Origin of the sequence: Conexibacter sp. DBS9H8, from assembly GCF_023330685.1 — a bacterium.
Taxonomy (GTDB): Bacteria; Actinomycetota; Thermoleophilia; order Solirubrobacterales; family Solirubrobacteraceae; genus Palsa-465.
This window is the reverse complement of the sequence record NZ_CP097128.1, coordinates 135,578-154,221: the sequence shown is the minus strand read 5'-3', so window position 1 is coordinate 154,221 and position 18,644 is coordinate 135,578. Positions and strand designations below refer to the sequence as shown.

Here is an 18,644-nt window from a genome sequence, read left to right as displayed (position 1 = left end):
CCCAGATCAATGGCAGATTGGGCAACATCTTGTTCGATTCGGCCAGCCGGGTGACATCGTCGTCTGGACCATCGGGGACCGTGCCGGGGGTGCCGGCGGCGCGCACCCCTGCGGCGTGGTCCCCCGCCCCGCGGGCGACCACGAGCGTCGGGCTGATCGTCGAGTACGGGCGCTCACTGGGGCTGACGGGCGACCGGCTGCTCGCCGGCAGCGGCGTCATCCCGGCGCTGCTGGAGGATCCCGCCGCCGAGATCGAGGCCGATCAGGAGCTCGCCGTGCTCGCGAACCTCGCGGCGCTGACGGGCGCGCCTGCGGGTCTCGGGCTCGGTCTCGGGCAGCGCTACGGCCTCCACACCTACGGGATCTTCGGCTTCGCCGTGCTCGCGAGCGCGACGCTCGCGGACGCGATCGGGGTTGCCGAGCGCTTCCGCGAGCTCGCCTACGCGCTCGTCGACGTTCACACCGTGAGTGCGGGGGACCACATCGAGGTCCGCCTCGACGCCGGCCACCTGCCGTCTGGGTTGCGCCGGCTCGTGCTCGAGCGCGACGCGGCGGCGATCGCGCTGATGCAGCGGGAGCTGTTCGCCGAGCCGGTTCCGCTCGCCGGCGTGAGCTTCCACTTCCCCGCGCCCGGGCCGGAGCCCGCGCCCGGGCCGGAGGCCGGAGGGGGAGACGGTGAGACTGGGGCGACCGATGGCGGGGCGATGGATGGGCTCGAGGCGTATGAGCGGGCGTTCGGGGTACGGCCGCGCTTCGGGGCCGAGTACGACGGCCTGAGGATCTCCGCCGCCCTGCTCGCGCGGCCGCTCCCACGCGCGAGCGAACTCGCCGCCGCCCAATGCCAGTCCCTGTGTGAGGCGCTGCTCGATCGCCGCCACCTCCGCCGGGGTCTCGCCGGGCGGGTACGGGCCCAGTTGCTCGCCGACGCCCGTGAGATGCCCGGCCAGGACCGGGTCGCCGACGCTCTCGGGGTGAGCGTCCGGACCCTCCGGCGCCGGCTTGGGGCCGAGGGCACGAGCTTCCGGGCGATCGTCTCGGAGACCCGGATGCTGCTCGCCCAGGAACTGCTCTCCACCGGCGGGCTCACCGTCGAGCAGGTCGCCGATCGGCTCGGGTACGCGGAGGCGTCGAGCTTCGTGCACGCCTTCACCCGCTGGCACGGGGTCTCACCGGCGCGCTGGGCGGGGCGGACGGGGCAGGCGGTCAGATAGGGTCCAGCCATGTCCGACGCCCCCGATGCGATGCCCCGACCGCGACTGTGGTCCTGGAACCTCTCCCCGTTTGCCGGCAAGGCCCGGATCGCCCTGGCGATCCGCGGGATCGAGGTCGAGCTGATCGAGATCGATCCGGTCGCGCGCCCGCCGCGGCTGGCCGAGATCAATCCAGCCAACCGGGTGCCGGTGCTCGAGGTCGGCGACCGTGCGATCACCCAGTCGACCGCGATCTGTGAGTGGGCGCAGGAGACCGGGACGGGGCCGTCGCTGTGGCCTGAGGATCCCATCGCCCGGGCCCAGGCGCGGGGGCTGCTGCGCTGGGTCGAGGACGAGATCGTCACCAACTTCTTCCTCTCGATGCGCAAGCAGGTGTTCGGCCTGGACGAGGCCCACGACCATCCGAACCTGATCGCTAACCTTCGCGGCGCGCTCGGCAAACGCTGGCGGCCACTCGACCGGATGCTCACCGCGACCGACGGTCCCTGGCTGGCCGGTGGGGCAGACCCGTCCCTGGCCGACCTCGCCGCGATGCCCGTCGCGGTCCGCCTGCCCCAGTGGCTCCCCGATCTCGCCCCCGACCCGGTGACCGTTCCGGCGGCCGCGGCGTGGCTCGCCGCCCTGTCGGACCATCCGGCCGCCGTCGAGGTCGACCGGAGCGGTCAGCCGCTGGCGGGCTGAGCCGGCCCGTAGCGGCACGTGGTTCTCACCGCCGCCGGGTTCGCCGTCCGGCGGATGTCGGCGCCTGGGGCCCGCGGTTGGCGGCGGGCTCGCGGATGTCAGGGCGCCGCCCGCGCCTGGGCGCGGAACCCCGACTCGAGTGCGGCCCGGGTCGGGGCGCGGCCTGGCAGGGCGGCAGCCTCAACGCCGGTGAGGCCGGCCAGGTAGAGGGCCGCCTGCCGGCGGGCGTGACCGTCCCAGTCGGTGACGTGGGGCAGGGGGCGGGCGAGCAGCACGCTCGTGATGATCAGGTCGATCGCGCTCACGTCCGCGCGGACCGAACCCTCTCGGCGGCCGCGGGCAAGCACCCGCTCCAGCCGGTCACTGATCTCGGTGCGGGCGGCGATCGCCCCGGGGGAAAGATCGATCGGACCCCCGTGCAGGGGCAGCACGAGCTGCTCCCGGGCGGCGATCGCATCGCTGAGGAAGCGGGCGATCACCTCCGGCACAGGAGCAGGGCTGTCAACGGCTCTGCGAGCGTGACTGAGGACGAGTTGGTAGGAGCGGTCCGTCAGCGCAGCCAGCAGCGCCGCCCGGGTCGGGAAGTGGCGGTAGAGGGTGCCGATCCCGACCCCTGCCTCGGCGGCGATCGCCGTCATCGCGATGGCATCACCGCGCCGGCGCACCGCCCGCGCAGCCGCGCGCAGCAGCCGCTCGCGGTTGGCGGCGGCGTCACGGCGAATCGGGCGAGCGACGGTGGTCGGAGGCATCACAATCGATCCTGCCACGAGAGCGAATGGCCCAAACCCCCCGCCGTCCCGTGCGCGGCGGGGGACTGGGGCGGAAACGTTCCCGGGGCGGAAGCGATGGCGAGACCGGGACTCGAACCCGGGACACCACGATTTTCAGTCGTGTGCTCTACCAGCTGAGCTATCTCGCCGCAGGACCGGGAGCGTAGCGAAGCACCGTCGGTGCCTGGTCCGCTCGGGTTTGACGACCCCGGACCGGGTCCCCCCTCGTTGAGTCGACGAGGCCCGCCTCGCGCGCTTCGGCGTTCCGCTCGGCCTCGCCAGGGTGTCGCGTCGGCCAGCCCTGCGGAGGTCTCATCCCCGTTCCGGCGGACGTGGCGAATTGCGCCGCCCGAGCCGAGACAATGGGACCGTGCCCGTTCACCGGCTCTACCTCCTCCGCCACGCCAAGTCCGACTGGGCCGATCCCGCCCAAGCCGACCATGACCGCCCCCTCGCCCCGCGTGGCCAAGAGGCGGCGCGCCGGCTCGGGACCCACCTCAGCGACGCGGGGATCGCACCGGCGCTCGTGCTCTGCTCGACCGCCCGGCGGGCGGTCGAGACCGTCGAGCTCGTTGCCCCGGGCGGTGAGCTGCACGTCGAATCCGAGCTCTACGGGGCGAGCGTCTCCAGTCTGCTCGTCCGTCTGGGGCGGATCGGGGAGGACGTCACGACCGTGATGGTCGTCGGACACAATCCGACCCTGCAACAACTCGCCCTCACTCTCGCCGGGCCGCCGCGGCGCAGCCTGCACGTCAGCCTCGCCGAGAAGCTCGTCACCGGCGGCCTCGTCACCCTCACCTTCACCGATGCGTGGGCCGCCCTCGGGCCCGGTCGCGCTGAGCTCACCGGCTACCTCCAGCCCCGGACGCTACCGCCGACATGACCGCACATCCCCACGCCGACGATCCGACGCCGGTGCCCGAATCCGATGCGACCGGGATCGAGCCCCAGACGCGCGCGGTCATGACCCCGTCCGCTCCGCCCGCTCTGGAGATCCGCGAGCCGGTGGCGATCGTCGCCGGCGAGGACCTGTACAAGCGATACGGCCACGGCCCGGGCGCCGTCCACGCCCTCAACGGGGTGTCACTGGCGATCGCGCCCGGCAGTTTCACCGCGATCATGGGCCCGTCCGGCTCGGGCAAGTCGACGCTCATGCACCTGCTCGCCGGCCTCGACACCCCCAGCAGCGGTGAGGTGTGGATCGGACCGACCCGGCTGGGGGACCTCGGTGAGGCCGATCGCACGCGGCTGCGGCGCAGCCGGATCGGCTTTGTCTTCCAGACCTTCAACCTGCTCGGCATGCTCACCGCCGAGCAGAACATCACCCTGCCGCTGCGGATCGCGGGTCGGCCCGTCGACCGGGAGTGGCTCGACTGGCTGCTGATCGCCACTGGCATCGCCGACAAGCGGCGCGCCCGACCCGCCGAGCTGTCCGGCGGCGAGCAGCAGCGGGTCGCGCTCGCCCGCGCGCTGATGGGCAAACCGGCGATCGTGTTCGCGGACGAGCCGACCGGCAACCTCGACAGCGTCAACACCGACACGATCCTGACGATGCTGCGCCGGGCCGTCGGCGACCTCGGCCAGACGATCGTGATCGTCACCCACGACCCGCAGGCGGCCGCCCGGGCGGACCGAATCGTCTTCTTGGAGGACGGCCGGATCATCCGCGAGACATGACCCGGGCCTTCACATTCCGGGCCGAGATATGACCCGGGCCTTCACATTCCGGGCCGAGATATGACCCGGGCCTTCACATTCCGAGCGCTGCTCACCCGCCTTCCGCGGCTCGCCCTCAGTGCCCTCACCGTCGCCTTCGGGGTGGCGATCCTCACCGGCGCGCTCGTCTTCGGCGCGAGCACCCGGGCCGCCTACCACCAACTGTTCACCCGTGCGGACGGAGCCGCCCAGCTGATCGTCTCCCCCCGCGAGCCGCCGGGAACCGGGCTCGCCGGAACCGGTCAGGCTGCCGAGACCCCGTCTGCCCCCGCGATCGGCCCGACGACGGTCGCGGCGATCGCCGCCGTGCCGGGCGTGGCGGACGCCGCCGGCCAGCTGATCGCCCCGGCGACGATCGTCGGCGCCAACGGACGGCCACTCGCCTCGAGCCCGGCGACGGTTGCCATGAGTGTCCTGCCCCGCGCCCTCGGTGCCCTCACCTACCGCGCCGGCCATGCCCCGACCAACCGCGGGGAGGTCGCAGTCGACGCCGCGACCGCCGCCCAACAGCACTGGCGGGTTGGGGATGCCATCACCATCACGACCGGCGCGCCGGCCGCCCGGTTCCGGATCAGCGGGATCACCGCGGTCGGGGCGGGCGGCGGGGAACGGATCGTCCTGTTCACCGCGGATGAGGCCGCCCGGCTCTACCAGACCCGGTCCGTCAGTCAGGTCGACATCCGCCTCGGCCCTGGGGTCAGCGTCCCGATCGCCACCGCGCTGATCGGCGCCCGGCTCCCCGCCGATCTCACCGTGCAGAGCCTCGCCGGAGCGGTGAGCGGCGTCGTCGCCCGGGTCAGCACCGCCTTCTCGACCCTCAGCGGTGGCCTCGATGGGTTCAGCGCCGTGGCGCTCCTGATCGGCGCGCTCGTCATCTTCACCACCTTCGCGACGACCGCGAGCGACCGCCGGGAAGAGCTCGCGCTCCTGCGCGCCCTCGGCGCGACCCGCACCCAGGTGCTCGTCTCCGGGCTGCTCGACGCCGCCGTGATCGGCCTGCTCGGCGCGATCCTCGGCGTCCTCCTCGGTCCCCTCATCGCCCTGGCGATCCACGCGGGGTTCGCCGCCGCGGGCACCGACGTTCCCGACACCCCCCTGCGCTACACCGCCGCTGCCGTCGGGATCGGGCTCGGCGCTGGGGTGCTGCTGTGCCTCCTCGCCGCCCTCGGGCCGGCCCTCGCCGCCCGCCGCGCCGCGCCGGTTCAGGCCCTCCAGGCGAGTCGGGGGGCGGGGGCGAGCGGGCGCCGGCGCTGGCTCGCCCACATCGCACGCGCCGCGCTGGCCGCCGGCACGCTCGCCGCTGGCGTGCTGATCACCCTCGGGGCCGGTGGCGACCTGCGTGAGCGACTCGTCGGTGCCGGGGTCGGCGCCGCGTTGATACTCGCCGGTGGCCTCGCCGCCGGGCCGGTCACCGTCCGAGCGGTCGTCGCGCTCGCCGGCGGGTTCCGCCGCCGGGACCCGATCGTCGCGCTCGCCCGCGCCCACACCGCCGCCAACAGCCGCAGCGTCGCCCTCGGCGGCTCGAGCCTGATGATCGGGATCACCCTCGCGCTCGTGCTCAGCGTCTACGTCGCCGGGTTGCGCTCAGCGAGCGCGACGGCGATCCGCCAGACGGTGATCGGGGACCTGGCGATCGAGAGTGCCGGCGGCGCGGCGCCGATCCCCGCCTCCAGCGTCCGCGCGGTCGCCGCCGTCCCCGACCTCGCCGCCGTCTCCGCGCTGAAGACCCTCACCGCCCAGCTCCCCGGCGCCGGTTCCGTGCAGGTCGCCGGCGTCGACCCGACCAGCTGGCCGGCCGTCTACCGCTTCCACTTCCAGCCGGGCGCATCCGCCTCCCTCGCCGCGCTCGCCCCCGGTGAGGCCCTCATCGAGGCCGACACCGCCCGGGCCGCCCACCTCCGGGTCGGGTCCCGGTTCACCATCACCGGGCCCCAGGGGCAAAACGTCCGTCTCCGGGTCGCGGGCATCTACCGCGACGCCGGACTGCTCGGCGGCATCACCGTCCCGCTCGCCTTCTTCGACCAGGTGTTCGTCCAACCCCAGCTCCAGGCGGTGTTCCTCACCCTGACGGGCAGCGTGTCCGAGTCGGTCGCACTCACGGCCCTCCGCCACGCCCTCACGCGCTTTCCGGGCGTCGTGGTCCGGAACGAGCGGCAGTTGGCGGCCCGGCAGGCCGCCAACGTCACCAACGTCGTCGATCTGCTCGACGCCCTGCTCGTCCTCGCGCTCGTGATGTCGCTGCTGGGAATCGGTGGGGCGCTCAACCTGTCGGTGCGAGCGCGCGCCGGTGAGCTGGGGACCTTGCGGGCGCTCGGGATGACCCCCGCCCAGGCGGCGGCGCTGATCCGGACCGAGAGCGCGCTGACCGCGCTTGCGGGCGGGGTGGGCGGCCTCATCCTTGGGACCGGCCTGGCGGTCTGTCTCAGCCACGCCCTCGCTCCGGAGGGGCTCAGCTTCCACGTCCCGTGGCTCGCGGGCGCTGGGGCGCTGCTCAGCATCGTCCTCGCCGGCGGCCTCGCCGCGATCGGGCCCGCCCGCCGTGCCGCACGGGTGTCGATGCTCGCCGCCGTCACCTACGAGTGAGCTTGCATGCGGGCGAGCAGCTCGAGGGCACCGTCCTTGGCGAGCGGGTCGTTGAGGTTCCCACACTTGGGTGACTGCACACAGGAGGGGCATCCCGACCGGCACGGGCACTCGCCGATCAGCGCCGCCGCGTCCCCGACGAGCTCGTCAAAGCGGTCAAAGCCACGTTTGGAGATCCCGATGCCACCCGGGTGGCCGTCGTAGATGAAGATCGTCGGTCCGCCGGTCTGACCGTGCGCGTTGGTCGACAGCCCGCCGATGTCCCAGCGGTCGCACATGGCGATCAGCGGTAGCACGGCGATCTGGCCGTGCTCGAGCGCGTGCAGGGAACCGAGCAGCTTGGCGGCCGGGAAGGGCTCGGCGGCGATCAGGGCGTCGAGTTCGAACCACAGCGCCCGCGTGCGGAACTCCGTCGTCGGCAGGTCGAGGCCGACGAAGCCGAGCACCCCCTCACTCTGAAGATGCTTGCGCTGGAAGCCGAGGACGGTCTCTGAATAGACGACGTTCCCGTAGGACAGGGTCACCCCGTGGGTGTCGCGGCGCTCTGTGAGCATCTCGATGAAGATGTTGCTCTCCCGCTTGGCCTGGGTGTAGTACTCGCCGCTGAAGGGCTCGAGCACGGCTCGGCGGGCCTGGAGGTCGAGCTCGCGGACAAGGTAGGAACGGCCGAGGTGCAGGTAGATTGCGCCGTCGTGCACCGTGTTGTAGGCGCGGGCCGCCTCGATCTGGCCGAGCACCTCACCGCTGGCTGCGTCGAGGAGTAGGAAGCTGTCGGCGCTCGCCGAGCGCAGAGCGGTTCGCCCGGCCGGGTAGTCGTCGGCCCGGGCGGGCACCCAGCCGGTCACCCGTTCGCGCAGGAACCCCGCGAGGCTGAGACCCTCTGCGGCGGCAGCGGTGTCGGGCCCGAGGATCGTGGCGTCTGCCTCTGTGACCGGCGCCTCATGGGCGGCACAGAGGAGGTGGGCGGCGAAGATCTCCGGGTTGTGGGGGTCGATGATCGCCGCCTCCACCGGACGCTGCCGGAACGTGTCGGGGTGGCGGGCGAAGAACTGGTCGAGGGCGTCCTCTCCGGCGACGTAGACGGCGAGGCCGAGACCGCGGCGGCCCGCCCGGCCCCACATCTGGCGCAGGCTCGCGATCGTCCCGGGGAACGTCGTCACGATCGCCGCGTCGAGCTCACCGATGTCGATCCCCAACTCCAGCGCGTCGGTCGCGACGACCCCGAGCAGCTCCCCGTTCACCAGCCGCGCCTCGATCTCGTGGCGCTGCTGGGGGGTGTAGCCGGCCCGGTAGGGGGCGATGCGGTCCGCGATGCCGGCGGGCAGGTCGCTGCGGGCCCGTAGACGGTCGGCGGCCATTCGCAGGATCAGCTCGACCCCCTTGCGGGACTTCATGAAGCAGATCGTGCGGGTGCCTTCGGCGACGAGTCCGGCGAGCAGTTCAGCCGCTTCGGCGAGCGGGCTCGCGCGGCTGCCGAGTTCGGCGTCGAGCAGCGGAGGGTTCCAGACGACGACGCGGCGGGGCTGGCGGGGCGCGCCGTCGGTGTCGATCAGGGCGATGTCGTTGAGGCCGGTGAGGGCGTGGGCGTGCCGGCGCGGGTTGGCGATCGTCGCGGAGGTGAGCAGGAACCGGGGGGTGGTGCCGTAGTGCTCGCAGAGGCGCCGCAGCCGGCGTAGCACGTTGGCGACGTGGGAGCCGAACACGCCGCGGTAGACGTGGGCCTCGTCGACGACGACGACGGCGAGGTTGGCCAGGAAATCTCCCCACGCGCCGTGGTGGGGGAGGATCCCGACGTGGAGCATGTCCGGGTTGGTGATGACGACGTTCGCCTGGCGGCGGATCGCCGGCCGCTCCTGACGGGGCGTGTCGCCGTCATAGATCGCCGGGCGCAGCGCGTGTCCGAGGCCGAAGCTGTGCAGTGCCCGGGCCTGGTCCTGGGCGAGCGCCTTGGTCGGGTAGAGGAACAGCGCCCGGGCCTTGCGGTCCTCGAGCAGCAACTGCAGGGTCGGCAGCTGAAAGGCCAGCGACTTGCCCGAGGCGGTCGCTGTGGTGACGATCGTCGTCTGGGTGAACGCGCTGGCGAATGCCTCGAGCTGGTGGCGGTAGAGGGCGCCGATCCCGCGGCCGGCGAGGGCCTGGACGAGCCGGGGGTCAAGCTCGGGCGGGAGTGGCTCAAGCTGACCCGGCCGGGCCGGGTCGACGTCCTCTGCGACGAGGCGCCCGTCCTCCTGTGCGCCGGCGAGCAGCGCCGCCCAGGGCTCGCCGTCGCGCCCGGTGGTGGACGGGACCGGCGGAGGGGTGCTGGGGGAGCGGGCGGCCACTGCTTCTCAGTATGGTCGGCGCCGTGCTGGCCGCCCTGTATGTCGACCTCGACGGCACCCTGCTCGGCCCGGGCGGCTCGCTGCTGGCGGCCGCCGATGGCGGTGTCTCCCTGCTCGGGGTCCGTGCCGTCGAGGCATGCCTGCGCGCCGGGGTGGAGGTCGTCGTCGTCACCGGCCGGCGTCAGGCGAGCGCCTTTGAGGACGCCCGCCTGCTCGGCGGTCGCGCCTACATCTTCGAGCTCGGCTGCGGGCTGGTGCTCGATGCGGAGCTCGAGTGGCTCACCGACGGGCTCGAGCCCTCCGCGACGGCCGGCTCGATCTATGAGCAGATCGAGGCGAGTGGTGCGCCCGAGCTGCTGCTGGACCGCTACGCCGGGGCACTGCAGTACCACACGCCCTGGTCGGAGGGGCGGGAGGTCTCCCATTTGCTGCGCGGCCAGGTCGACGTCCCCGAGGCGAACGCGCTGCTTGCCGGGGCCGGCCACCCTCATCTGCGCCTCGTTGACAACGGGGTGCTTGCCGCCCACGGGGTCAACGTCGACGGGAGCGTCCTCGGCCTGTCGGTCGACCGCGTGCACGCCTACCACCTGATGCCCGCTGGCGCCTCCAAGGCCCGGGCGGTCGCCCGGCACATGCAGAACCGCGGGTACGCGCCGGCGGACTGCATCGCAGTCGGCGACTCGCGGGAGGACATGGAGATGGCCGCCGTCGTCAGCCGGTTCTGGCTCGTCGCCAACGGCGCTCAGCGCGATCCGAGTCTCGGCGCCGACGCGGCCCGGCACCCGCGGGTGCGCGTGTGTGAGGAGAGCTACGGGGCGGCCGTCTATGAGGCGGTGCTGAGCACCCTCGCCCAGCAGCGGGGTGGCGCGACCGTCAGCCTGTGAGCTGACGGTCGCGGGCGCCGCGGCGCAGCAGCCGGCGGATCCTGGCCCGCAGCCGCTTCCAGAACCCCGGCGTGACGGCCGGGCGCCAGCGCGCCGGCGGCGGCACCGTCGCGCGGACGACGGCGATCCACTCCTCCAGCGGCAACTCCCCGCCGATCAGGTTCGCCAGCGCGGTCGTCACCGGAGCCTGGAGACCCGCCCCGGTGAGCGCCGCGGCGAGCAGGGGGACCGACTCGAGCGACTCGACCGCCTGTCCGATCCGCTCGGGGATCGCGGTCGCCGGGACGCCGGCGGCGAGCAGTTCCCCGGCCCGCCGGTTGCGCGACTCCGGCGCCAGGGCGGTGGCGACGAGATCGCCGGTCCCGGCGAGCCCGATCATCGACTCGGGCCGGGCGCCGAGGGAGTCGGCCCAGCGCCACACCTCCGCGAAGATGTGCCCGGCGGCGGCCCCGGCGGCGTTGAGTCCCTGGCCCTCGGTCGCGCCGGAGGCGAGCGCGGCGGCGTTCTTGGCCGCGCCGGCGAGCTCGACCCCGACGGGGTCGTTGGACTGCTCACAGACGACCCCGCCGCGGATGAACGCGTTTGCGAGCGTCCGGGCGAGCTCCTCATCCGTGGAGGCGGCGACGAGGCCCGCCCCCTCGTGCACCATCTCCGCCGCGTGGGCGGGGCCGCCGACGCATGCCGTGCGAGCGGGTCCGAAGCGCTGGCTGAGCAGAGCGGTCGGCGGGGTTCCGAGCGGCGGGACGAGCCCCTTGGCGAGTGAGATCACGGCCGCGTCGGGCTTGAGCCCGGCCGGCTCGAGATGTCGGATCGCACTGTCGAGCCGCGCGGACGGGACGGCGAGGAACACATAGTCGGCGCGGGCGACCCCCTCCTCGATGTCCTCGACCTTCAGCTCCCGGGGGAAGTCGACCCCTTTCAGGTACTCGCGGTTCTCCCGGTGCTCGGCGAGGCGCTGGGCCTGCTCGGGCGTGCGCGTCTGCAAGGTCGTGCGCAACCCGCCGCGGGCGAGCAGGACGGCGACCGCGGTCCCGAAGCTGCCCGCGCCGATGACCACCGCGCTGCGGCGGTTGAGCGGGGTGGAGGGCAGCGAGCGGCTCGGACGGGGCAGGGGTGGCATGACCTCGGCAAACTACCTGCTCAGCGACGAGATGGGCAGGATGCGCTGCCGCTGGGTGGCCGCCTGCAGCTCAGGGACGGCGGCGAATGCTCATGACCCGAGGGCGACGGTGAGGTGCGCCCCAGGCCCCAAGGCGGCCGTGCGATCGCCCCAGCGCTCGGGCGGCTGTGACGGTTCCCCCAGACCTCCGGCATTGGTGACGTTCACCCCAAACCTCCTGTGGCCGTGACGTTCGTCCCAAACCTCCTGTGGCCGTGACGTTCGTCCCAAACCTCCTGTGGCCGTGACGGTCATCCCAGCACCTCAGCGGCTGTGGGGGCGCCCAAGACCTCAGCTCCCGGGGGACTGTGACGGGCTCTCCGCCTTTCTAGGTCCAATACCGGTATCCCCGTCAGGCCACCTCCCGACGCGCTCGGGCGCGCTGCTGGGCGGCTTCGGTCATCGCGTCCTCCCGTCTGACGGCCTCGGCGAGATCGGCCGCGGCCTGCGCCATCGTCGAGAACGCGCCGGCGACGACGGCGGCATCGTTCCCGGCGATCGCCCGGTTGAGGTTCATCACCGCCGCGTCAAAGTGCAGCCACAACTCCCCGGGGCCGCGCCGGCCGGTCCCCGGGCGCAGCTCATAAGGTGGTAGCGCGCTCTCGGCCCCTGGTACGGGGCGCCAGGCCAGGCCGGCGGCGTGGGCCTGCTCCCAGGCGAGTTGCTCGGCGGCGGCCGCCTCTGAGAGGTCCTGGAGCCGCTGGGCGAACCCGAGGTCCGGCGGTGCGAGCTGATGGGCCTTCATCGCCTCCGCCCAGCCCGCGCTCGCATGGCTGATCAGGTGAAGGACCTGGGCGCGTTCCCGGTCGAGGTCGCTGTGGAAGGACATCGCCACCGCCCTAACGGTTCAGGTTCGAGTCGACCGGCAGGTCCGCCGTGCCGACGGCGATCCCACCCCAGAAGTCGTCGCCGCTGGGTCCGGCGGGGACCGGCTCCGTCGCCGCCGGACGGGCCCCGCTCACCTCGGTGAGCACCTGGTCGAGGGCCGAGCGGCGGATCCGCACACGCCGGCCGGCCCGGACCGCGGACAGCTCACCGCGGTCGATCCAGTTTCTCACCGTTTGCTCGTTGATCTTCAGCAGCGTCGCCACCTCGGCGACGGTGAGGAACTCCTCGTTCTCCAGTGGACCGGTCATCTGTCTATCAACCAATTGAAACGCATTGACTCAAACGGAGGCCAACCATAGTACGCTGATCGGCGGAATCGGATCAACGCTCTGTGGCAGGTGGGAATGGGAGCCGGAGGTCAACAGAACGAGACGGGAACAGCCGGGGCGGATAACGTCATCCGTTTCCCCCGGAACTGGTTCGGCTCCGTGGACGAGTTGGTGCCGATCGGTACCCCGGCGGCGGAGCATCCGGCTCCGGAGCCTGACTCCGCGGCCGTGGTCTGTGCCGACGATTTCTGGGGTGAGGGGGCCGGTGCCCTCCACCAAGCCGTCCAGCCGACCGCGGAGGTGCCGGCGCCTGGGCCTGTCCCCGTGCTCGCGACGACGCGACCCGAGCCGTTCTCGGCCGTCCACCAGCCTGATCGGACCGGCCGCCCGTCGGCCGGTGTGTGGTGGTTCGGGGCCATGCTGGCCGCCCTCGTGCTGGCATTCGTGGTCTTCGGCGGCATGTCTTCCTCGGCGCCCACACGAGCCAGCTCCCGCGTCGCGCCCGCCAGTCAATCAGCGGCCCTCGCGGGTCGGCGGGAGGTCGCGGCTCTCACCTTGAGCGCCGTTCGCGGTGGGCGCTGGGCGGGTGTCTCAGAGGCGCACTCGGGTCGCTCCGGGGGCGCCGCACGCGGGAGCGGACGAAACGGGAAACGGCAGATCGTCCGTTCGCGCTCTGTCCGCAGGCACCCACGCCCGGCCGACCGTGCTGGTCAGGGTGGTTCGACGACGAGCGCGGGTCCGGTGGGTCCGGAAAACGGCAGCGTCCCATCCTCGGGAGGGCAGGCCGCAGGTTCCGGAGCTGGCCAGCCGATGAGCTCCGCTGAGGGGGCCACCAGCCCGTCACCGGGGGCGGGCACCGATACCCCGAGCGGCAGCACCGAGGCCCCCGCCAGTTCTGTCACGGCATCGGCTCCGGCCGGTCCACTCACGGCCGGCACCGCCGGCTCCAACTGCGACCCGCAGTGCCACTAGGAGGAAAGGCCCCCATGCTCAGACTCATCTCCCATCTGCGAGCGAACGTCGTCGCCTATCTCGCGCTCGGGATCGCCCTCGGCGCCGGCGGCGGCTACGCCTTCGCCGCGAACGTCAGCCGGCCGATCCACGGTTGCGTGGTGAGCCGAACCGGTGAACTGCTCGTGCGTGCCCGCTGTGGCCGCGGACAACGCCCGCTCGAGTGGGACCGTGTCGGCTCCCGCGGCCCACGGGGCGCCGCCGGAGCGCCCGGCCAGCCGGGGGTCCCGGGGATGAATGCGGTTGTCGCCTTCGGGCAGGTGGCGACCAACGGGGTCCCGAGCCCGTTCAACCAGGGGCTCTCCATTCAGGAGACGAGCCCGGGCGTCTTCAGCGTGACCGTGACGGCACCGGCCTGTGCCGGCGCAAACGCCGAGCAGGTACCGGTCGTGTCTGCGGTTGGGTCCGCAGGACCGGGAACTCCGTTGATGTGGACCTTCGATGGAAGCTCGGCCAGCACCTTCACCGTCTACGCCGGACAGCTCATCAACGGGAGTTACACGCCCGGGGATCAGGGCTTCGACGTCATGGACTCCTGTCTGTCATAGGCCGGCTGATGATGAGGGCGACACACCGCTTGCGATCGCGACGGGGCAGGTTCGGCGCCCTGATCGCGGCGCTTGTCCTGCCGGCGGCGGTCGCCCCGGCCGCATGGGCCGGGACCTACACGGTGCAGGCGAGCGGGAACGCCCTCTGCGGTCTCGCCGTGTTTCAGGCGAACGTGCCCGGGTTCAACCACGTCTGCGGCTCCAGCGGCGTTGGTGTCACCGCTCCGCTCGGTGGTGCGGCGGTCGGGGATCGGGGCCTGTGGGTGGTGCAGTCGCCGAACCCCGCGCTCGTCATCACCAACGCAGACTTCCTCGCGCCGGTCGCCACGTTCACGACCTCACCGGGGTGGGGTGGCGGCAGCTACTGGGCCGGAGGTGGATCCTCCTGGACGAGCAGCGTCACGACGTTCTCGGCGCCGATGGACAGCAGCTACGTCGGGATCCAGCTCGTCTGTGGCGACTCCAAGGGGTGTGCGCCCGTGCCGAAGGGGACCTTCCCGCCCGGGGTGGGCCTCGGCGGGGTCTCCCTGACCGTGAACGAGAACACCGGCCCCTCCCTCATCGCGGTCGGAGCCGACAACCTCTTCTACCAGGGGGGGTGGGTGTGGAACGCGGCGGATGATCCCTGGCCCGTCGAGTTGACCGGCGATGATCCGTCCGGAATTTGTGGCTTCGCGGCGAAGGTGGCATCGCCAACGAAACAGACGGTTCTCCAAGGGGCGACACCCCAGGGGACAACTCCGTCACAATTCCAGCAATGTGCCAATGACTGGACTTGGCCGGGTACGGTCGATACGGACCAGTTCGTTCCCACGTCAGGCAGCCTCCAGCTCGCCCTTTCCGCCACGGACGCGGCGAACAACACCACCTCCGCGTCCACGACGATCAAGGTCGACAACGTCGCTCCAACGATCAGCCTCACCCCTCAGAACGACGTGAACCCGGGCGGATGGGCGGTCAACCACGCGGTGACGGTCACCGTGGCGCCGACCGCCGGACCGAGCGGCATTGCGGACGTCTCCTGCAGCGATACGGTCGGCGCCAGCACGAGCCCGCTGTCGCTCGCCGCAGACCCTGGCGCCGGCGGCGACTATCAGGTGACCGTCGACGGCAACGGTGCCCATCACATTGCCTGCTCGGTGACGAACAACGCCGTCAACCCGCAGGGACAGCACAACGTCGGCTCGGCGACGGAGACGGTGAAGATCGACGAGCAGGCTCCGAGCCTGCAGTTCGAGCCGGCCAACCCGGCCAACCCTGACCAGGTCGTCGTCCAGACGGGCGACAGTGAGTCTGCGGTCGCCGGGGGCGGCATCGCGATCGCGCCCGCGGGTGGGGCGGAGTGGCAGAGCCTGCCGACGAGTCTGACGAGCTCCGGACAGCTTGTCGCCACGATTCCGGACGCGCATCTCCGTGGCGTATACGTGATCCGGGCGACAGCGACGAGCCAGGTGGGGAACACCGGCACGGCCTCAGAGACGGTGCAACTGCCGCTGCGCGTGGCCGCGCGCTCACTGCTCAGCTTCAATCCGATCCGGGGTGGCGTTGCCGCCCGGCGGGTCCGTGAGCGCGTCCGGGTCGGATGGCACTGGAAGACGATCCGTCGTCACGGCCGGCGTCTCCGGATTCGGGTCGGTGGTCACTTTCGTACCGTCACGGTCGTGCGTCCGCTCGCGCGCTGCCGATCGGTCCGCCGCGGACCGGGGTACAACCGTCCGCGCCGGGAGATCTGTCACACCCCGAGGATCGCGGCCTTGACCCACGCCCGGGTGACCTTCGGCGGCCGCCGGCGCGTCTACGGCATGCTGCTCAGCTCCGCCGGGGTTGCTCTTGCCGGTCAGAGTGTCAGCGTCTGGACGGCCCCTGAAAACGGGTCCGACGCCTTCCGGGAGGTGAAGACCGTGCGCACCGGTCCGGACGGGCAATGGAGCGCGACTCTGCCGGCTGGTCCCTCACGAATCGTGCAGGCTCGCTTTGGTGGCTCGGCGACCGTGCTGCCCGCCTCGGGGCAGGGGGCGCTGCGGGTGCCGGCCCGGATTGCCGTCCAGGTCAGCCCGCATCAGCTCAGCTGGTCGGGCTGGGTGACGATCACCGGCCATCTCGTCGGTGGCTATGTGCCGCGCGACGGAGTGGCGCTCCGTCTCCTCGTCCGCTATCCGGGCAGCCGCCGCGCCTCCCCGCTGCTGGCGCTGCGCACCGACGCCCACGGACGTTTCCGGATCCGCTGGACCTACAACGCGGGGCGCGGCACCCTGACGATCCCGTTCTGGGTCGCCACCGACGCGAACGAGAGCGACTACCCCTACGCCGCCGCCGCCAGCCGGCATGTGCCTGTGACCTTCAGCCCGTGACCCGCCCCGTGACACCGGCGGCCGGCCGTCAGGACGAGCTGCAGAGCGTAAATGCAGGTGAGGGAGGGGGAAAACCGACCCGTCGGAACCTCTTTCGGGCATGTCCACGGCATTGGCAGCTCCCATTCACGGCTCACGCCGAACACCTCCCGGCAGCGGGTTCCCGTTCAACGCGTTTCCCTCCCCGGCGCAGGGGAGTACAGTTATCAGCTGTGTTTGGAGACATCCTTCAGCCGACCCACCTCATCTTCATCATGTTGGTGGCGCTGCTCGTCCTTGGTCCCAAGCGGCTTCCGGAAGTCGGTCGCTCGCTCGGCAAGGGCCTTCGCGACTTCCGCAGCGCGATGTCCGGGATCGATTCGGAGTCTCACGACTTGTTCGACTCGGCCCGCGTGCATCTGCCGGTGGTCGAGCCGACCCCCGAGCCGGTGATGGCGACGGCCGCCTCCGCGGACGAGCCGTCGCTCAGTGGAGCGGCGACCGAGGCGACTCCGGCCGTGGCTCCCCGCAACGACGATCTCGCCTGAGCGACCGTCCCGGTCGCCTGAGCGGCGATGCGGCCACAGCGGACGTCGATTGTCTGATCGCGCTGTTGGGCCGTTCCCGTCGGCCACCGACGCAGGCTGAGGTTCACCAGGCCGGCGGGCCGCGGGCGGCGCTCGAGCGCGCCAGCGGCCTGCTCGCTGACGCAGAACAGGAGGCGGCCGCAGCGTCCCGCCGGTGCTGGGCCGACCGGGGGATCACCGCTGTCGCCGTGACCGGCCCGGACTACCCGACAACCCTTCGGGAGATCCCGGACGCGCCGGCGCTGCTCTTTCTCCGCGGCGCCTTGATCGGTGCCGACAACGCTGGGATCGCGGTGATCGGCACGCGCACCCCGACGGCGTCAGGAACGGAGGCCAGTCGTCGGATCGCAACTGCGCTCGCCGAGGCGGGCGTGACGGTGCTGTCCGGGCTTGCGGCTGGGATCGACACTGCCGCACACAGCGCCGCTCTCGCGGCGCGCGGGCGCAGCATCGCGGTGCTCGGCACCGGAATCGACCGGACCTATCCGGCCCAGAACGCCGACCTGCAGCGGCGCATGACCGTCGTCGTCTCCGCCTTCAGCCCCGAGACCGGTCCCAGTCGGGCCGCCTTTCCGTTGCGCAATGCGCTGATGTCCGCTCTCAGCGCGATGACGGTGATCGTGGAGGCAGGGGAGCACAGCGGAGCGCGGATTCAGGCACGCCACGCCCTCAGTCAGGGCAGGCCGGTCGTGCTGCTTCCGGCCGTGCTCGAGAGGCCGTGGGGGCGGATCCTGGCCCGGCAGGCCGGGGTCCGCACCGCCAGCGATGCCGGCGCCGTGCTCGACCTCGTGTTGCAGTGGGCGGACTGAGCGGGGCCCCGGACGCGACGATCACGCCCCGTCCGGGCCCGGGCGTGTGTCCGGCCTGCTTCAACTTCATGGTGCCGGGAGAGCGGCGCTGTCGTGCCTGTCGCGCCCATCCCCAACTGTTGAGCGTGATGGCGGCCGTCGCCTATGCGCCCGGGGGCGGCTGGCTGCACCGCCGCCTGGCCGACTACAAACGCGCCTCTGAACCGGCGGTCCCCGACCTGGCCATCGAGCTGGCCGGCCTCCTGTCACGGTTCCTCGGGGGCCACGAGGCCTGTCTTGCGACCGCGGCCGGGGTGGCCGGCTTCGACATCGTGGCCGCGGTCCCGTCCGGAGACGCGCGTCGTGATCGGATCCACCCACTGCGCCGGCTCGTCGCCGAGCGGGTGCCGGAGGTGGGCGGTCGCTACCGCCACCTCCTCAGCACCGGCGTCCAGTCAGCGGCGCCACGGCGCTTCGATCCTCGGAGGTTTGTCGTGATCGAAGATCCCGCCCGCGCCAACGTCCTGCTCATCGACGACGTCTGGACGACCGGGGCGACCGCGCAGTCGGCGGCGGCGGCGCTTCTGGCGGCCGGCGCGGCGGGCGTCGGGGTGCTCGTCATCGGCCGCTACGTCAACGGCAGTTGGGGCGGCATCAGCCGCCGGCTGAGTGAACTCGCGAGCGGTGGAAGCCCGGATCGCTGCGCGCACTGTCCGGCAAGCCGAACGGGAACCCATTCCGTGGGTTCCCGTTCGATGGGGCCCTCTGACTGGCCGGCGCCCTCGGCCGGGATAAGCGCATAGGGCCAACAGAGAGTCGATCCACCTCCAAGAACACGGTGTCCGGCTCTGAGTTGCGCCGGTCCGCGACACGTGACTCCGCTGCGAAGGTTGATCGC

General features: G+C 72.3%; 16 protein-coding genes and 1 tRNA gene. 11 read left to right on the top strand and 6 right to left on the bottom strand.

Translation table 11 applies throughout. From position 1 onward, the window contains the following. The first annotated feature begins 80 nt into the window (after positions 1 to 80). Both M3M55_RS00730 and M3M55_RS00725 read left to right on the top strand, forming a co-directional pair. On the top strand, positions 81 to 1,211 hold the full coding sequence (locus M3M55_RS00730) for an AraC family transcriptional regulator (RefSeq protein ID WP_249010909.1): 1,131 nt from the start codon (positions 81 to 83) through the stop codon (positions 1,209 to 1,211). Positions 1,212 to 1,220: 9 nt separating this feature from the next. Continuing rightward, positions 1,221 to 1,892 (top strand): glutathione S-transferase family protein, encoded by a 672-nt coding sequence (locus M3M55_RS00725; protein ID WP_249010908.1) that lies wholly within the window; start codon positions 1,221 to 1,223, stop codon positions 1,890 to 1,892. A 98-nt stretch (positions 1,893 to 1,990) separates the two neighbouring features. Here the strand turns inward: M3M55_RS00725 and M3M55_RS00720 are convergent, their stop codons facing one another. Both M3M55_RS00720 and M3M55_RS00715 read right to left on the bottom strand, forming a co-directional pair. Beyond that, positions 1,991 to 2,641, bottom strand: coding sequence for a TetR/AcrR family transcriptional regulator (locus M3M55_RS00720; RefSeq protein WP_249010907.1), 651 nt, complete (start codon positions 2,639 to 2,641; stop codon positions 1,991 to 1,993). Between the two features lie 97 nt (positions 2,642 to 2,738). Then, positions 2,739 to 2,811: transfer RNA gene (locus M3M55_RS00715), tRNA-Phe, on the bottom strand. Between the two features lie 221 nt (positions 2,812 to 3,032). Between M3M55_RS00715 and M3M55_RS00710 the strand changes: the two genes are divergently transcribed. Genes M3M55_RS00710 through M3M55_RS00700 form a run of 3 tightly spaced genes read left to right on the top strand, consistent with a single transcriptional unit; the run spans position 3,033 to position 6,961 of the window. Beyond that, complete coding sequence (locus M3M55_RS00710; protein ID WP_249010906.1) at positions 3,033 to 3,545, top strand: histidine phosphatase family protein; 513 nt, start codon at positions 3,033 to 3,035, stop codon at positions 3,543 to 3,545. Continuing rightward, the gene (locus tag M3M55_RS00705) at positions 3,542 to 4,339 is read left to right on the top strand and encodes an ABC transporter ATP-binding protein (RefSeq protein WP_249010905.1); all 798 of its coding nucleotides are present in this window, start codon (positions 3,542 to 3,544) and stop codon (positions 4,337 to 4,339) included. Before M3M55_RS00710 ends, M3M55_RS00705 begins: the two co-directional genes overlap by 4 nt. A 60-nt stretch (positions 4,340 to 4,399) precedes the next feature. After that, entirely contained in the window at positions 4,400 to 6,961 is a 2,562-nt protein-coding gene (locus M3M55_RS00700; RefSeq protein WP_249010904.1) for an FtsX-like permease family protein, read from the top strand. Here M3M55_RS00700 and M3M55_RS00695 read toward each other — a convergent pair. Then, positions 6,952 to 9,282 (bottom strand): DEAD/DEAH box helicase, encoded by a 2,331-nt coding sequence (locus tag M3M55_RS00695; protein ID WP_249010903.1) that lies wholly within the window; start codon positions 9,280 to 9,282, stop codon positions 6,952 to 6,954. The two genes, M3M55_RS00700 and M3M55_RS00695, sit on opposite strands and share 10 nt — an antisense overlap. 23 nt (positions 9,283 to 9,305) lie before the next feature. On the opposite strand from M3M55_RS00695, the gene M3M55_RS00690 reads away from it, so the two are divergent. Continuing rightward, complete coding sequence (locus tag M3M55_RS00690; protein ID WP_249010902.1) at positions 9,306 to 10,166, top strand: HAD hydrolase family protein; 861 nt, start codon at positions 9,306 to 9,308, stop codon at positions 10,164 to 10,166. Here M3M55_RS00690 and M3M55_RS00685 read toward each other — a convergent pair. The 3 genes from M3M55_RS00685 to M3M55_RS00675 all read right to left on the bottom strand — a co-directional run bounded on the left by M3M55_RS00685 (position 10,156) and on the right by M3M55_RS00675 (position 12,461). After that, entirely contained in the window at positions 10,156 to 11,286 is a 1,131-nt protein-coding gene (locus tag M3M55_RS00685) for an NAD(P)H-dependent glycerol-3-phosphate dehydrogenase (protein ID WP_249010901.1), read from the bottom strand. The genes M3M55_RS00690 and M3M55_RS00685 overlap by 11 nt on opposite strands. Positions 11,287 to 11,677: 391 nt before the next feature. Further along, entirely contained in the window at positions 11,678 to 12,154 is a 477-nt protein-coding gene (locus M3M55_RS00680) for a hypothetical protein (protein WP_249010900.1), read from the bottom strand. A 10-nt stretch (positions 12,155 to 12,164) separates the two neighbouring features. Further along, positions 12,165 to 12,461 carry a helix-turn-helix domain-containing protein gene (locus M3M55_RS00675; RefSeq protein ID WP_249010899.1) on the bottom strand — a complete coding sequence of 99 codons (297 nt, stop codon included), beginning with the start codon at positions 12,459 to 12,461 and terminating at the stop codon, positions 12,165 to 12,167. A gap of 1,007 nt (positions 12,462 to 13,468) precedes the next feature. Here M3M55_RS00675 and M3M55_RS00670 point away from each other — a divergent pair. The 5 genes from M3M55_RS00670 (at position 13,469) to M3M55_RS00650 (ending at position 18,549) form a co-directional block, all read left to right on the top strand. After that, complete coding sequence (locus M3M55_RS00670; RefSeq protein WP_249010898.1) at positions 13,469 to 14,041, top strand: hypothetical protein; 573 nt, start codon at positions 13,469 to 13,471, stop codon at positions 14,039 to 14,041. Positions 14,042 to 14,049: 8 nt separating this feature from the next. Beyond that, positions 14,050 to 16,392 carry a hypothetical protein gene (locus M3M55_RS00665; RefSeq protein WP_249010897.1) on the top strand — a complete coding sequence of 781 codons (2,343 nt, stop codon included), beginning with the start codon at positions 14,050 to 14,052 and terminating at the stop codon, positions 16,390 to 16,392. A 212-nt stretch (positions 16,393 to 16,604) separates the two neighbouring features. Continuing rightward, positions 16,605 to 16,919 (top strand): twin-arginine translocase TatA/TatE family subunit, encoded by a 315-nt coding sequence (locus tag M3M55_RS00660; RefSeq protein WP_249010896.1) that lies wholly within the window; start codon positions 16,605 to 16,607, stop codon positions 16,917 to 16,919. A gap of 65 nt (positions 16,920 to 16,984) precedes the next feature. Beyond that, positions 16,985 to 17,767, top strand: coding sequence for a DNA-processing protein DprA (locus M3M55_RS00655; protein WP_249010895.1), 783 nt, complete (start codon positions 16,985 to 16,987; stop codon positions 17,765 to 17,767). Then, the gene (locus tag M3M55_RS00650; protein WP_249010894.1) at positions 17,755 to 18,549 is read left to right on the top strand and encodes a hypothetical protein; all 795 of its coding nucleotides are present in this window, start codon (positions 17,755 to 17,757) and stop codon (positions 18,547 to 18,549) included. The genes M3M55_RS00655 and M3M55_RS00650 overlap by 13 nt, the downstream gene beginning before the upstream one ends. The last annotated feature ends 95 nt before the right edge of the window (positions 18,550 to 18,644 follow it).